The organism is Mesotoga sp. UBA5825 (assembly GCF_002432955.1).
GTDB lineage: Bacteria > Thermotogota > Thermotogae > Petrotogales > Kosmotogaceae > Mesotoga.
Genome location: NZ_DJHG01000085.1, coordinates 1 through 15,335, shown reverse-complemented (window position 1 = coordinate 15,335; position 15,335 = coordinate 1). Strand labels below are relative to the sequence as shown.

11 protein-coding genes are annotated in these 15,335 nt (G+C 45.8%); 6 read left to right on the top strand and 5 right to left on the bottom strand.

Features of this window, described 5'->3' with window-relative positions; genetic code table 11:
* The 4 genes from nifJ to B3N33_RS08720 all read right to left on the bottom strand — a co-directional run.
* The coding region (nifJ, locus tag B3N33_RS08735) for a pyruvate:ferredoxin (flavodoxin) oxidoreductase (protein WP_292593024.1) at positions 1 to 3,089 on the bottom strand (3,089 nt) is incomplete at its 3' end.
* A gap of 378 nt (positions 3,090 to 3,467) precedes the next feature.
* Positions 3,468 to 4,475 (bottom strand): lipoate--protein ligase, encoded by a 1,008-nt coding sequence (locus B3N33_RS08730; RefSeq protein WP_292593021.1) that lies wholly within the window; start codon positions 4,473 to 4,475, stop codon positions 3,468 to 3,470.
* Positions 4,456 to 5,301 (bottom strand): M23 family metallopeptidase, encoded by an 846-nt coding sequence (locus B3N33_RS08725; RefSeq protein WP_292593020.1) that lies wholly within the window; start codon positions 5,299 to 5,301, stop codon positions 4,456 to 4,458. Before B3N33_RS08725 ends, B3N33_RS08730 begins: the two co-directional genes overlap by 20 nt.
* A 251-nt stretch (positions 5,302 to 5,552) precedes the next feature.
* The gene (locus tag B3N33_RS08720; RefSeq protein WP_099829763.1) at positions 5,553 to 5,873 is read right to left on the bottom strand and encodes a hypothetical protein; all 321 of its coding nucleotides are present in this window, start codon (positions 5,871 to 5,873) and stop codon (positions 5,553 to 5,555) included.
* 88 nt (positions 5,874 to 5,961) lie between these two features.
* Here B3N33_RS08720 and B3N33_RS08715 point away from each other — a divergent pair, with 88 nt between their 5' ends.
* Positions 5,962 to 7,827 (top strand): glycoside hydrolase family 127 protein, encoded by a 1,866-nt coding sequence (locus tag B3N33_RS08715; RefSeq protein WP_292593001.1) that lies wholly within the window; start codon positions 5,962 to 5,964, stop codon positions 7,825 to 7,827.
* Between the two features lie 142 nt (positions 7,828 to 7,969).
* Positions 7,970 to 9,865 carry an alpha/beta fold hydrolase gene (locus B3N33_RS08710; RefSeq protein ID WP_292592999.1) on the top strand — a complete coding sequence of 632 codons (1,896 nt, stop codon included), beginning with the start codon at positions 7,970 to 7,972 and terminating at the stop codon, positions 9,863 to 9,865.
* A 49-nt stretch (positions 9,866 to 9,914) separates the two neighbouring features.
* On the opposite strand, the gene B3N33_RS08705 is transcribed toward B3N33_RS08710, so the two are convergent.
* Positions 9,915 to 10,499 carry a DUF1349 domain-containing protein gene (locus B3N33_RS08705; RefSeq protein ID WP_214078463.1) on the bottom strand — a complete coding sequence of 195 codons (585 nt, stop codon included), beginning with the start codon at positions 10,497 to 10,499 and terminating at the stop codon, positions 9,915 to 9,917.
* Between the two features lie 365 nt (positions 10,500 to 10,864).
* Here B3N33_RS08705 and B3N33_RS08700 point away from each other — a divergent pair, with 365 nt between their 5' ends.
* The 4 genes from B3N33_RS08700 to B3N33_RS08685 are packed head-to-tail and all read left to right on the top strand — an operon-like array spanning position 10,865 to position 15,307.
* Positions 10,865 to 11,905 (top strand): ABC transporter permease, encoded by a 1,041-nt coding sequence (locus B3N33_RS08700; protein ID WP_292589441.1) that lies wholly within the window; start codon positions 10,865 to 10,867, stop codon positions 11,903 to 11,905.
* Entirely contained in the window at positions 11,902 to 13,296 is a 1,395-nt protein-coding gene (locus B3N33_RS08695; protein WP_103134611.1) for an ABC transporter permease, read from the top strand. Before B3N33_RS08700 ends, B3N33_RS08695 begins: the two co-directional genes overlap by 4 nt.
* Positions 13,297 to 13,301: 5 nt before the next feature.
* Positions 13,302 to 14,273, top strand: coding sequence for an ABC transporter ATP-binding protein (locus B3N33_RS08690; protein ID WP_099829757.1), 972 nt, complete (start codon positions 13,302 to 13,304; stop codon positions 14,271 to 14,273).
* The gene (locus tag B3N33_RS08685) at positions 14,270 to 15,307 is read left to right on the top strand and encodes an ABC transporter ATP-binding protein (protein WP_214060652.1); all 1,038 of its coding nucleotides are present in this window, start codon (positions 14,270 to 14,272) and stop codon (positions 15,305 to 15,307) included. Before B3N33_RS08690 ends, B3N33_RS08685 begins: the two co-directional genes overlap by 4 nt.
* Positions 15,308 to 15,335 lie beyond the last annotated feature (28 nt).

Here is a 15,335-nt window from a genome sequence, read left to right as displayed (position 1 = left end):
TTCTTCTTCGTTCTCTTTCCAGAAGCTGCAAACTTCGCTACAGCAGCTCTAGGCGTAGACTTGGAAGATTGACCACCGGTGTTTGAGTATACTTCGGTATCAAATAGAAGAACATTGACATCTTCCCCTGAAGCAAGTACATGATCAAGACCGCCGTAACCGATATCGTAGCCCCAGCCGTCTCCACCGAATACCCACACGGATTTCTTAATTAATAGATCCTTTCTTTCCTCAATTTGCTTCAAAAGAGCGTTGACTCTCTCGTTTCTTGATCCCTTTGATATCACATTGAGAATGCCAAGAGTAGCTGCCTTTGAGGCTTTTGCATCGTCCATTCCTTCAAGCCAAGCCTTGAAAGGCGTCTTCATGTCCTCGGGAATATCCTGCTTCAGAAGCTCTTCCATTATACCGGCAAGCTTACTTCTGCCGTGCTTGACCGCCATCGCCATCCCAAATCCATATTCGGCATTGTCTTCGAACAGAGAATTCGCCCACGCCGGCCCTTTGCCGTCGCTATTCTTGCAGTAAGGAGTTGCAGGAGCCGAGGCTCCCCAGATTGAGGAACAACCGGTCGCGTTGGCTATAAGCATTCTATCTCCAAATAGCTGTGTAACAAGCTTGGCATAAGGTGTTTCACCACAGCCTGCACAAGCCCCTGAGAACTCGAGGAGAGGCTTGGAGAACTGGCTCCCTTTGAGTGTCTCAACATTCATGACATCCTTCTTCTCAGAAACTGCTGTAGCAAATTCCCAGTTTGGTACTTCTTTCTCTGTCTGCGTATCAAGAGGTTTCATGACTAGAGCCTTATTTGGAGACGGACAGATATCTGCACAGTTACCGCAACCCGTGCAGTCTAGCGGCGAAACTTGAATCCTGTACTTCAGCCCCTCGAAAGTCTTTCCACCCATTGCTTTCTTAGCTTCGAAGGTTGCAGGAGCCCTATTTTCCTCTTCTTCGTTTATCAAGAACGGCCTGATCGCTGCATGTGGGCAGACATAGGAGCATTGATTACACTGAATACAGTTGTCGATCTGCCATTCCGGAATCATGACCGCAATGCCTCGCTTCTCATATGCGGACGTCCCATTTGGGAACTCTCCGTTTTCTCTACCAACAAAGGCAGATACGGGCAATTTGTCTCCCTGTTGCCTGTTCATGACATCTGCGATGTTTCTCACGAACTCAGGTCTTCCAGATTCTTCTTCTTTAACTTCTTCTTTCGCACTCTTCCAGGAATCTGGAACATCTATCTTATTCAAGGCGTCTATTCCGCTATCGACCGCCTTGTAGTTCATCTGTACTACCTTCTCACCTTTCGTGCCGTAAGACTTCACGATCGCGTCCTTTAGATACTTAACTGCGTCTTCTATAGGTACGACATTTGCCAGTTTAAAGAATGCCGACTGCATTATCGTATTTATCCTCGTGCCAAGTCCAATCTCCATTGCAATCTTAGTGGCATCGATGGTGTAGAATTTGATCTCGTTTTCGGCAAGGTATTTCTTCATACCGGCAGGAAGATGCTTGTCAAGCTCCTCGAAATCCCAGCTAGTGTTAAGAACGAAAATGCCGCCCTTTTTGAGTCCCTCAAGCAATTCATATTGATACACATAGGACTGTTTGTGGCAAGCAACATAATCTGCCTCATCAATAAGGTAGGTTGACTTGATTGGCTTCTTGCCGAATCTGAGATGCGATATCGTAACGCCTCCAGACTTCTTTGAATCGTATGCAAAGTAACCCTGAGCATACATATCGGTATGATCGCCGATTATCTTTATTGCATCTTTGTTAGCTCCGACAGTCCCATCGGAACCCAAACCCCAGAATTTGCAGCGAATAGTGCTATCCGGAGCGGTATTTATTCTCTCTTTGATCTCCAGAGAAGTGTTGGTAACATCGTCTACGATACCTATCGTGAAGTGGTTTTTCGGTGTCGAGAGCTTCAGATTGTCGTAAACTGCCTTTATCTGAGAAGGGGTTGTGTCCTTGGAACCGAGTCCGTATCTTCCCCCATAAACCTCGGGAGCGCCCTTTTCACCACAGAAGAGAGTCTTCACATCTTCATATAATGGCTCTCCAAGAGAACCCGGCTCTTTCGTTCTGTCGAGAACGGCTATTCTCTTGACTGATTTCGGGAAAACATCATAGAAGTGTTTCGCGGAGAAGGGTCTGTAGAGATGAACCTTGATGACTCCTACCTTTTCACCCTTCTTCATCAGGTAATCAATGGTCTCCTCTATCGTATCGGTGACAGAACCCATAGCGATAATAACGTTTTCTGCATTGGGGTCACCATAGTAGACAAAAGGCTTGTAATCTCTGCCTGTGATCTTCGAAATCTCTTCCATGTAATCGGCCACAATATCAGGAACAGCGTCATAGAATCTATTTGATGATTCCTTCGCCTGGAAGTAGATATCGGGATTCTGGGCCGTTCCCATCGTCTTGGGGTGATCTGGATTTAGAGCCCTGTCTTTGAACTCCTTTAGCGCTCCATAATCGAGAAGTCCCTTAAGGTCCTCATAATCCATAACCTCAATCTTCTGAACTTCGCTCGAAGTTCTAAACCCATCAAAGAAATGAAGGAAAGGAACTCTCGACTTGATTGCAGAAAGATGTGCCACAGAGCCAATGTCCATGACTTCCTGAACACTTCCTGAAGCCAGCAAAGCAAATCCTGTCTGTCTCGTAGCCATTACATCAGAATGATCACCGAAAATCGAAAGCGCGTGACCGGCAACTGCTCTAGCACTGACGTGGAATACACCGGGCAAGAGTTCTCCGGCAATCTTATACATGTTCGGGACCATTAGCAACAATCCCTGTGACGCCGTAAAAGTAGTCGTCAGAGCTCCAGCAACAAGCGAACCGTGAACCGCACCGGCCGCTCCGGCTTCAGACTGCATTTCTATAACGTCAACCGGCTGCCCAAAGATATTCTTCATTCCATTTGCTGCCCAAGCATCTGCAAGCTCCGCCATAGATGACGAAGGCGTAATGGGGTAAATAGCCGCAACTTCCGTAAAAGCATAAGCAACATGGGCGGCAGCGGTATTACCGTCCATGGTTTTCATTACTCGTGCCATCCTAAACCTCCTGTAATCTTGAAATTGATCTCATATCTANNCATAAAATTATATTCTGCAGCAAACACATAGAATAGCAAGCAAGAAATCTGGCTGCTCATTAACATTATAGAACATCTTTTCGCTGCTTACACAGATGTATCTTTTCGATTTGACAAATCAAAGATAATCTCTGTAATGTGATGGTAACAGTCATTTAGGAAAGACACAAGGTGCGGTTGCCGTCTGAAGATAAGAGTTGGTCTCCTGAAGAAGGTCTCATTTGACCAAAGGTTTTATAGATCATTTCGTGTTGCTTCCAAGAAGATTATCGCCCTTCGGCATTTCACCGTTAAACTTCAGGGATTACACAAAGCGAGTGCAACTGCTGAAGATGAACTAGTTCAGATCGGTTGTCTGAAGCCACGCAATGATATCGTTTCTTTCTGAACAGTCTGGAAGCATTTCAATCGCTTTCACTATGGCAACTCTGGAAAACTCAACTCTGATTAGCTCTCGTTTCAGTTGTTCAATGAAATCCACATCCATCGAGTCTGAATAAACTATCACGTCGGATATAATTCCCTTCTTCGATGTAAAAAGCAGCTCGATACCTCCCCAGGAAAACCTATTGCCAATTTTGAAATTGAATTCCGGACTCTTTCCCAATAGCCATTCCTTAGAAGAATACTTTCCGTAAAGCGACTTCACATCTGGTGACTTCCTTAGTTCGTCAAAATCCAAGACTTCGTATATTCTGCCGTATTCTTCAGCGAACCCCATATACATTGCCTCTTTCATTCTTTCTATGGTAAGATCAGGTTTCAGCTCTCTTAGATTCACTACTCTAGAAACGACAGACTTAACTCCCTTCGATTCTATCTTTGCTCTGGAGACATTCAGATATTCAGAAAGTCTTCTCGTATCTACATCAACGAGGATAGTTCCATGGTGATAAGAGGCATACTGTCCATGGTAGAAAGCATTTCCAGAGAACTTCCTTCCCTCCGCGAGAATGTCATTTCGACCACTGAAATGAGCATCTATACCTACCGATTTTACCCCGTCCACAATTACCGATAGTTGCCTGTGAAGATCGTACTCTCTTTTTGGCAAGAGGAAGGTAAAGTTGAGGTTTCCAAGATCATGAAAAACCGCACCGCCTCCGGATAGTCTTCTTGCTAACTTACCTCCATCTCTGTGAAGGTTGTCCAGCCTGCATTCCTGCCAAGCGTTCTGGTTTCGACCAATCACTACCGTGTTCTCGTTTTGCCATAGGTAAAGAACGATGTTTTCTTTGGCAAATGAATATAGAAGATACTCTTCGACTGCGAGGTTCAGCCAGGGATCAAATGAGTCAGATTCAACAAATATTGTACTAGGGATTTTACCTACCTCCGATACCAAGAGTTTCGATTTCTCTTCTCACATACATGTAATTCGCTCCTGTTAGATAGCTTCTTGGATCTCTACACTGATCGTTAGAGTCTACGATCTCAAAGTGGAGATGAGGCCCGGTTGCTCGTCCTGTCTCTCCAACTCTGCCGATTAGCTCCCCCCTGAGAACTCTCTGCCCTACATAGACGCTTATTCTGTTAAGATGAGCATACCTTGTCTTGGTGCCGTCATAGTGTTGGATTATTATATTTAGTCCGTATCCTCCGTTTTCCTGGGCTTCTATAACCGTTCCATCCTTCGCAGCAAAGACGGGAGCGTCCTTCTGGACTGCTATGTCCATACCGGAATGAAAGGTTGAGGCGCCGGTGAATGGATCTTTGCGCCAGCCGAACTCCGAAGAAATCTTCCCATAGACCGGCCAGGTGAACTGTGTACCGGGATTTGCATTGCCGCACACGTTTATCGAATCAAGCGGAATGAACAGACTTTGGCCGGGATATATATAGGAATTGCAGCTAAGATTGTTTGCGACCATTATATGCTCTGCAAGCGCAAAAAACAGCCGAGCAATGTAATCGATGGAATCACCGTACTGAACCTCATAGAAGAAGCCATCTCCAGTAGGAAGGTAAATGAACTCACCCGGTTCCAGCTGACGGGGATCGCTAATGCAGTTCAAATCGAGGACAGTGCTTATTCTCAGGTTATAATCCCTGATTATATTGAAGAGGCGATCGCCTGGCCTGACCAGGTATTTGATAAAACCAACTCCAAAGGCAGTTGCTAGGGAAAATATAAGTATAATGGTAAGCGTTAAGAGAATCTTAGCTCTCATCTGAAACCCCCAAACCATTTTTTATCCGCAAAATAATACAAAGAATTCTAGTTCATTTGAACTGATAGTAATTTTAATAATATCACAGCGACAGTCCTTAAAAGAAGCTCTCTCTTGAGTAGATTTAATTATGATGCATTATGGCTTCCAACAAACAAATTCCAGCTCCCGAAGTCTCGGTTTCTTCTTTGGGCGAAAAGCCAAGTGGGCTTTGATTAAACTTAAACCAACATTTACTTCGAGTCTTGCAACTACTTGAGACTGTCATAGAACGGGATATCTCCAAGATAATCCCCTGTCTTCTTCATCTCATCAGTCCTGATGAATACTCCTTTTTCGGTCTCAACTTTTCTCAACTGAGAACCCATCTTCCAATTCCCTTTTTCATCTTTACAAATCAGACAAAACACGAATACGTCGCACTTATCAATGATCTCTTCGCGTGTCCACTCCTCACCATATTCGTGGGTCTCCCCCACATTTGGATGGATAAGTGCCGCCTCAATTAGCCAGGTCCCATTTCTGTCAGAGTAACTAGCTGCCGAAACCCAATAATCTATCTTCTCAAACATGGTCTTCCCCTCCTTATCTCAGGATACAAAAGTTCTCACCTTTTCTGCTACTCTTGAGGAGAGAGCATCTTCTTTGGAGGTGAAAAGCGTGACTTTTGTCAACGACACTTCGCGGTCACCAAGAGCGCAAGTTAGACCTATAGCGCTTGAAAGAGTCAAACTTGAGGGATTCGTAAGCAGATATCAGGAACTTATGAAGTCGACGAGTCTCTCTCTTCAATATGAGTATCTGGAATCGACGGGAAGAATAGAAAACTTCAGAAAGGCTGGACGGAAATCGGAAGGAGTCTTTACCGGGTGGTTTTTCAACGATTCCGATGTATACAAATGGATAGAGGCGGCTTCTTATTCGCTACCGTATAATGAAGATCCCGAAATCAGGGAGAGAATCGAGTCACTGATATCACTTATTGAGGAAGCTCAGGCTCAGAACGGCAACGGATACATAGACACTTACTTCATAGGTGATCGGACTTCGGAACGCTGGAAAGACCTTAAGAACATGCATGAACTCTACTGCGCGGGTCATCTTATTCAAGCAGGGATAGCATATAAGAGAGCTTCAGGTGATGAGAAGCTTTTCGTAATCGGCAAGCGAGTGGCCGACGAAATTCTGGAGACTTTTCATGACGACGACAGTGAAGTTACTACCGGGCATCCCAATCTAGAAATGGCATTGGTTGAGCTTCATCGCGAAACCGCCGACCGTGCTTATCTGGAGTTCGTGGAAAGACTCATAGATAATCGCGGAAAGGGCTATGTAGGTGGTGACGAGTATCATATTGACCATGCTCCCTTTAGAGATCTCAAAGAACTTACTGGACACGCAGTCAGAATGCTTTACTTACTCGCTGGAGCGGCCGACGTATTTCTAGAGACAGGCGATGAAACGCTCCTCGCAGTTCTCGAAAGACTCTGGGTCGATCTGATCGCGCGAAAGATATATATCACGGGCGGAGTTGGCTCAAGATATGAAGGAGAATCGTTTGGCGAGGCGTACGAACTGCCAAGCAGAAGAGCATACGCGGAAACGTGTGCCGCAATTGGAAATGTATTCTGGAATTGGCGTATGTATATGATTTCCGGCGACGCAAAGTATCTCGATGTAATGGAGCGGACTTTCTACAACGGTGTCCTTTCTGGAATCTCTCTCGACGGTAAACGATATTTCTACGTGAATCCTCTGGAGGATGCCGGAAAGCACAGCCGAGAGGAATGGTTTGAATGCGCGTGTTGCCCCCCCAATATCGCAAGATTGCTCACATCCTTCGGGGGCTACATTTACGGTACTACTTTGAACGAAATAAGAGTCAATTTCTACGAGGAGAGCAAGTCTGCAATTCCCTTTAGGGACGGTGAGGTGACGATCATCCAGAAGACAGCCTATCCTCATTCCGAAGAAATCGATCTTATTATCTCCACCGATCTAGATACAGACATCTCGATTCTCCTAAGAATTCCTGAATGGACCGAAGGGGAGTTTGATCTTCAAGTAGACGGCGTGAAACAGAAAATAAGACCTGAAAGAGGTTTTGTGAGACTTGAAGGCAACTGGAAGGGCAAGACAGAGATTTCGCTCACATTTCCGATGAGAATCAGGTTGATGACCTCTAATCCACTTCTAAGAGAGAATACCGATAAAGTTGCTGTCCAAATCGGCCCGCTGGTTTACTGTGCTGAAGGCGTAGACAATCCTTCTTTTGATGTGCGTACGTTGTCTATCCCTTCGAGAAAAAACTTAGAACTCTCACGAAACGATACGCTCACGGGAAATCCAGTCACATTAAGTGGAAAGGGAATCGCTTATGATATTAACAACTGGGACAAGAAGCTTTACAACTCGCTCGGTTCTGTGAAAAGCAAGAGCGAAAATGTAAAATTCTCTCTTATTCCCTATTATGCGTGGAATAACAGAGGAAATTCACCGATGTGTGTTTGGCTTCATATGCACTAGAGATTCCTTTTCGTAACTCTGACTGAGGATTCGTACTAGCGTTTTGACTTTTCGGTTTTCGCGTTCAACTTGAACTGGACACGGATCGATAGGATAATAGTTGAGTTAAGACTCTTAGTGTATCTTCTGGAGTGTGAATGATTTGCGAAGTATTCTTGCAGTCTTTCTATTGGTTCTGTCAGCAGTCTGTTCATCGTTTTCTGGACAGATAGTCTTCAATGGGAACCTTATTTATTACGAGATAGAGGGGACCGAAGGGGAACTAGTAGTAGTAATAAGTGATGGGCCCGGTCTTGACAGCTCTTACATGACAGGTATCTTCCAGGAAAGAAGAATCCTAAGGTACGATCACCTTGGAAGCGGGAAATCGGAGAATTCGTCCTCTATAGACATCGACTTCCAGTACTATATATCTGAACTAGCCGCACTAATATACTCCCTAGACCTAAACTCTTTCCATTTAGTTGGTCATGGCTTTGGAAGTGCAGTAGCCGTAGGGTTAGCTCTGACAAATCCTCCCGGACTCCTCAGTCTTGTAGTGGTCAGTCCAAGACTTAACTATCCCGCGATTGATCTGGCAATATCCGAACTAAGAGAAACGGAGCCAACGAATGGGTTCGACAAATACAACTTTTTGCTTGGCGGTATTTCTACTGAAGACAGAGCCAAAGGTATTACGGACGATCTGATTAACAGGGCGACCTACAGCCTCTTCTGGGGTGAGGATCCAGCCTCGATTGAAGGCAGACTTCGTGGACTGGACTTGTCTTCAGGTTTACCCGACCTTCGAGTGCCTATTTTGGTCTGCGTTGGGATCAAGAGCTTTCCGGGGATCGCGCATACCTCAGCCTACCAGTCTGGAGCTCCGAACAGCGAATTTGTGACATTCATGAACAGCGGTCACTTTCCAATGATTGAAGAAAAGGCTGCTTTTGAGTTGATCGTCGACGGCTTCTTCAAACGGGTTGAAGAGAACTCGAGCATAGGAATACTCCCGAAAACAAGCCGTGAGATTCTTCAAGGAAATCCTGGAGACAGAGTATTCGGTCAGGAAGACCTGGAGAGAAACGTGAACATGCACATAAGTGAGGATTTTACAGTCATGCTTCCTTCAAGTCCTGGAGCTGGCTATTCGTGGAAGATTAGTAGCTTCGATGAAGACATAGTGAGGCTCATTTCAGATCCCTTCTACGAAGAACCAATAGAACAAGGCAACGGCTACGATGTGTTTAGCTTCAGAGTGGTTGGGTCCGGATCAACCCGAATCACGTTTTCATTCGGCTCCATTTGGGACGAGACTCCAATGAGAACTTGTTCAATGTCGCTAGATGTTGAAGAGTATTCTGTTGAGCCCCTAACCATTACAACTCCGGATTCTGGAAAAACCTTCATTGTTGGACTGAACGAACCGATCGAGGTCGTACTAGAATCACCAGTTGATTCTGACCTGAAATGGCGAATAGCATCAACAAATCCCGGAATCCTTAGACAGCCGGAAGAAAGCGAAACCAGGGTATCTGAAAATCCATTGTATGCAGCGAAAGTAATCGAGCAAGTATACTATTTTGAAGGAATGAACTACGGTACGGCGTCTGTTCGCTTTGACTACGGGAGTTCCTGGGAGGATCTACCTCCAGAAAGAACATTCGAGGCCACTATAGTAGTCGCAGAGCCCGTTAGAGAGTGTATTATTATTCAGGATTCGGACAATGGCAGAACAATTGAGATTGGTATACAGCAAAGCGTGTTTGTTAAGCTAAAAAAAAGCAGCGATGAGAATTCCGATTGGCAGATCTCTTCTTGTCCCGGATTTGAGGTAATCAGCGGTCCCTATGCAGAAGAGTATATGGACGTCCGATATACGATATTTCATTTGAAGCCCACCGGCCCGGGGGAAGTCCTGATTGAGTTTGCCTACGGAGGGAAAAATCCGGAAGCCTCGTCTGCAGAAACATTTACAATCAGGGCACAAATCGCCGAAAAGACGGAACACCTGCTTAAGCCTGGTGATGAAGACCACGATGTCGGCTCAAACTAAAACCCGCAAGATGCAAAACTAGCAGCGCTAAAAGAGGAGATTTCGATGTTCATTCAGAACGCAAGTCGATTTCATCGAAAACTACTCTGTATCCGCTACCTCTCGGGCTACAGCAATATGGTCCAACCATGACCGGGATCTTGCCATCATCCTCCAATAGTCTCGCCAGACGTAGCTGAATCCAGCCGTCTTGCCAGAAGCAAACCGAATAGTCAGGCCCCTTTCTGTCAACACGAACCCTAAGCTCCTTCGTATCGGCTGGCACATTCTGAGTTGACCAATCCGAGTAACCCGAGTTCGTAACGACCGCACCGAGTTTTGATGGGTCTGAGCCTTCAAATTCAACCGAGCTCTTGAGCCAACAAGAAGGAGAGATTCTTACCATCACACCAGCTTGATCATATTGATTGACCGGCAGAAACTTCACTCCAACTATCAGCGAGAAATCTCCCATCAAAGAAAGATGTAAGAAGTGCCCGTTATCGTTTCTAAACCCATAACTCGTCCTCTGCCAGAAATCCGTTTGTGAATCCGCATCAATCACAAGTTTCTCACCATCCAGCTCCCAGTTGCTTGGTTCATTGAACCATTTGAAGTACTTCATAGCTTCCTTATTAAATGAAGACAACCGCATATGATACCTCCCGATTTTCTTTCTGGATTATATCGCGACAAGATCGAAACACGTAACCAATAGTATATAATTGCTTTGAATCATTAAGACTATCCTAACTTTTCCTGTGCTTTGCAATACTATGTGTCTTTTGAAAGGAAAATAATCTGTAGACGAGATTTTCCTTCTAATCATGTTGTTTCGAGTTGCTCCGAGAAGACCTTAACACCACTCACAAAAACACAAGACATTCACCCGGAGTGATTCAGTTCATAGGCAACTGAAATACGAGATCGTTCCTGATGCTTATTTGGAAATGGTGGAGGTCCCGGTAATACTTTTGTCAGTGGAAGTCAGAAGGAATTGTCTGCCAATCGAGGTGATTTATGTACTGGAAATACGCAATCAAGAGAGTTTTATACGGATTTCTGATGTATTCAATCCTAATCTTCATCTTTTCTGCTCTATTCAATACAGTAATGGAGCAAACTCTGAGAGCGCAGATAGAGGAGCAGATCAGAGGCGAAACTATGAGGATGACAAGTCTCAACGAGAGCCAGCTTGCAAATTACGTCGCAAACAGAAGAAACGACCTGTACTCTCTATACCGGCTGAACAGACCTGTCGCTGAGAGAGTAGTGTGGCGAACATGGGACACGCTGACATTCAATTTTGGGAATTCTACAATCATTAGAGCTTCAGATGGCAGCAGGAGCGTATGGAGTGTTGTTTCGGAGGCGATCCCAAAGACACTTCTTCTCTTTTCGGTAGCTATGATGGTAGACATTGTCCTGGGCCTGCTTCTAGGACTGAAAAAGGCACAGAAAGCAGGCGGGTTTCTAGACAAAAGCACTTCGGTGGGAACTATGGTGGTATTTGGCATGCCATCATGGTGGTTGGGAATGATAATGATAATGTTCTTTGCTTACGGAGTGAAGATCTTTCCTTCAGGTGGTCTACATTCTACTCCTCCTCCAGAGGGAATTTCGTATTTCTTCGACCTTCTCTATCATCTAGCTCTTCCGGTACTGACACTTGTTGTCATCGGGTTCTGGGGAAGGGCTTTCCTTACTCGAAACATAGTCCTCGGAGTCCTTCAGGATGATTACATCATGGCAGCAAGAGCAAGAGGTATTCCTGAGAGGAGAGTTCTGTACGGGCATACAATGAGAACATCTGCTCCACCAATTGTAACGATGTCACTTCTCGCTCTTCTGGCATCTGTAGGAGGCAATATAGTGTTCGAGGGCATTTTCTCCTGGCCTGGAATGGGCAATCTGTACTGGATTGCTTTGCAGCAGAATGATGTTCCGGTCCTCATGGGAAACCTGGCTATTACGACCGGACTATATATTTGTGGTCTTGTGATTCTTGATCTTATATATGGCTTGCTTGATCCAAGGATCAAGGTAGGTGGTAAACAGTGACTATTAGCGACTTCAGAAGATCATTAGGCGGTTTTTGGAGCGAGTTCAGAAAGGTCAAGTCAGGCATAATCGGGGTAATCTTTCTTGTTATATTCATGTTTATCTTGATCTTCGAACCGGTTATCGTCCCCTATCCCGAAGCAAATCTGAAGTGGAGGGACATAACTTATTGGCAGGACCTACCGGCTAGCGCTCCGCCTTCATGGATCAATATATTCGCTTCAAAAAAGAGAGCTGTTTCCGAGAGTATTGAGGAATACTCGTTTTCTGAGACTATGGCGGGAGCGATGAGAATACAAGAATACGTCTTCGAATACGATTATTCTGCTTCAGTTGCTCCTTCAGATATCGTATTTCATGCCTCGGGAGTCGGCAAACCAACTGTAGTTATTGCGATCGAGAGACCGGACGGTTTGACGATCGATCTATATAGAAAACAGCTTGAAGTGTCCCCTACTCAGAGTCTAAGAGTTTCGATAGACAGATCGTCTCAGACTTCGGCCATGAATTTTGGAAAGAAGTATTCCCCCTCAGAAGGAGTCCAGCTTCAGACCATAAAGACTACTGATGTTCTGTTCTCTAAGGCTCAACCGGGCATATTCAGAAGCCCTTCGCCATTGGTGGGAACATACAAGTTGAAGGTAACCCTTTTGCTGCAGAAGGCCGACGAAAATATCGAAGGAGCCTTTGTAAATATTGCAGGCAGAGTGCACGGCATTCTGGGAACGGACAACTCCAAGAGAGACATATGGAGCGGAGTAATCGCAGGCGTGAAATGGGCTATGCTTATCGGACTGCTCACTGCCCTCATCTCAGTATCCATAGGTGTCGTATATGGTGTCATAAGTGCATACGTCGGAGGCTGGAAGGACTCTCTCATGCAAAGGATATTCGAGATATTCATAAGCGTTCCTATGCTTCCCGTTCTCATCGTCATGAGCGCAGTCTTCAAGCCGAATATATGGGTAATGATAGGAATAATGTGCATCTTCTACTGGGTAGGACCGGTGAAGACAGTCAGAAGCATGGGACTCCAGATAAAGGAAGAGACCTACATAGAGGCCTCAAGAGCTCTCGGGGCATCTAATACGAGAATAATCTTCAAGCATATGGTGCCTCTGCTTATCCCTTACGCCTTCGCCTCTATGGCGCTCAATGTCCCAGGTGCTATCGTTGTAGAGGCTACGATAAGCCTTTTGGGTCTTGGAGATGCAACTATTGTTACGTGGGGACAGATACTCCAGGCAGCCAACAGCGGCGGAGCTATGCTGAGTGGGATGTGGTGGTGGGTAATACCACCAGGACTGGCGATAGCCTTCATGGGTATGACATTCGCATTTGTAGGGTTTGCAATGGACAAGATACTTAACCCGAAACTGAAGACGAGGTAATGACTATGGATAACATATTGACAGTAGATAACCTCAAGCTTTACTACTACACGAGCAAAGGTGTCGTGAAGGCCGCAGACGATATCTCTTTCTTTCTCAAGAAGGGTGAGACTCTCGGTCTAGTAGGCGAGTCCGGTTGCGGAAAGACTACCACCGGCTTCGCCCTGCTTAAGATGCCCACTCCCCCGGGTAAGATCGCAGGCGGGAAGATAGTGGTCGACGGTATAGACATTACTCCCCTGCGTGAGAATGAAATGAGAAGGAACATCCGCTGGGAGAAGATCTCCATGGTCTTTCAGGGCGCTATGAATACCCTCACTCCCGTCTACACCATCGGAAAACAGATGATGGAGACTCTGCAGGAACACAGAGAGATGGAGAGAGACGAGGCGAGAAAGAGGATAGAGAAGTATCTCAACCTGGTCGGTCTCTCCAGCGATATAGTTAAGAGATATCCACATGAACTCTCAGGTGGCATGAAACAGAGAATCGCCATCGCTACCGCTCTCTTTCTAGAACCGAAGGTGATAATCTGTGACGAACCCACCACAGCCCTGGATGTTATCGTGCAGGCTCAAATAATAAACCTCCTCAAAGACCTTAAGGAGAAGCTAGACCTTTCATTCATCTTCATAACTCACGACCTTGCAACCGAGGCGGAAGTGTCCGACAGAATAGCCGTTATGTATGCCGGAAAGATAGTGGAGATAGGAACAAACCAGCAGATATACGGAGAACAGGGGCCCTGTCATCCCTATACAAGAAACTTGCTCGCTGCAACTCCCAGACTGCACGCGAAGGTAAGTGAATTATCGTTCATCCCCGGTGCTCCTCCAGACTTACTGGAACCTCCATCGGGCTGCAGATTTCATCCGAGATGTACCCTCGCTATGGATAAGTGCAAGGAAGAAGAACCACCCCTTATTGAGATTGAAGAGGAACACATGGTGGCCTGCTGGAGGTGTGAGAAGAGATGACAGATAAGATCATTGAAGTGAAAGACCTTCAGAAGTGGTTCCCCATAAGGAGAAGCATATCCCAGTTCTTCAAGGGTGAACACAATTATGTTAAGGCCGTTGACGGTATATCCTTCTCAATAAACAGGGGCGAGATATTCGGTCTCGTTGGAGAGTCCGGTTGTGGAAAGACGACGACGGGAAAACTAATTATGAAACTCCTCGAGCCTACAGGCGGCAACATGCTTCTAAACGGAAAGGATGTCACTCATATAGAGAAAGATGAACTGAAGAGATACAGAAGGAACGTACAGATGATCTTTCAGGATCCATACGCTTCCATGAACCCGAGGTTCAAGATAAGGGATGTCATGGAAGAGCCTCTCATAATACACAAACTCGGAGAAGACAGAGACGCGAGAATGAAGATGATAGAGAAGGCTTTGAGGGAAGTCAAGCTCAACCCCCCAGATGAGTTCCTTGTGAGGTATCCCCACATGTTATCCGGTGGTCAGAGACAGAGGGCTGCTACTGCCAGGACTCTTCTTCTCAATCCCGAGCTTCTCGTTGCGGATGAACCGGTATCCATGATAGACCTTTCCACCAGGGCGGAGATACTACACATGATGAAGGAAGTGCAGAGAGACCTTGGACTGACTTATCTCTACATAACACACGATCTCTCTACTGCGAGATACTTCACAGACAGGATAGCTGTCATGTACCTTGGAAAGATAATAGAGATAGGAGATCCAGACGATGTTATAGACAATCCCGTTCATCCATACACAAGGGCTCTCATTGCTGCCGTATGTGAACCGGTCGCGGGAAAGGTGAACAAACCCAAGGTAGTGCCTATAAAGGGAGAGATCCCCTCAGCCGCCAATATCCCTCCCGGCTGCAGATTCCATCCGAGATGTCCTTATGCAAAGGCTGAATGCCGGGAAAAGGAAGAACCTCAACTGCAGGAGATAGAGGACGGACACTTGCATGCCTGCAGGAGATGGAAGGAAGTCGTTGAAGAAAGCAGGAACGGGGTAGGGGTTAAGGGGTAGGAAAGAGCAAAGGATCGGTTCCAAGTTG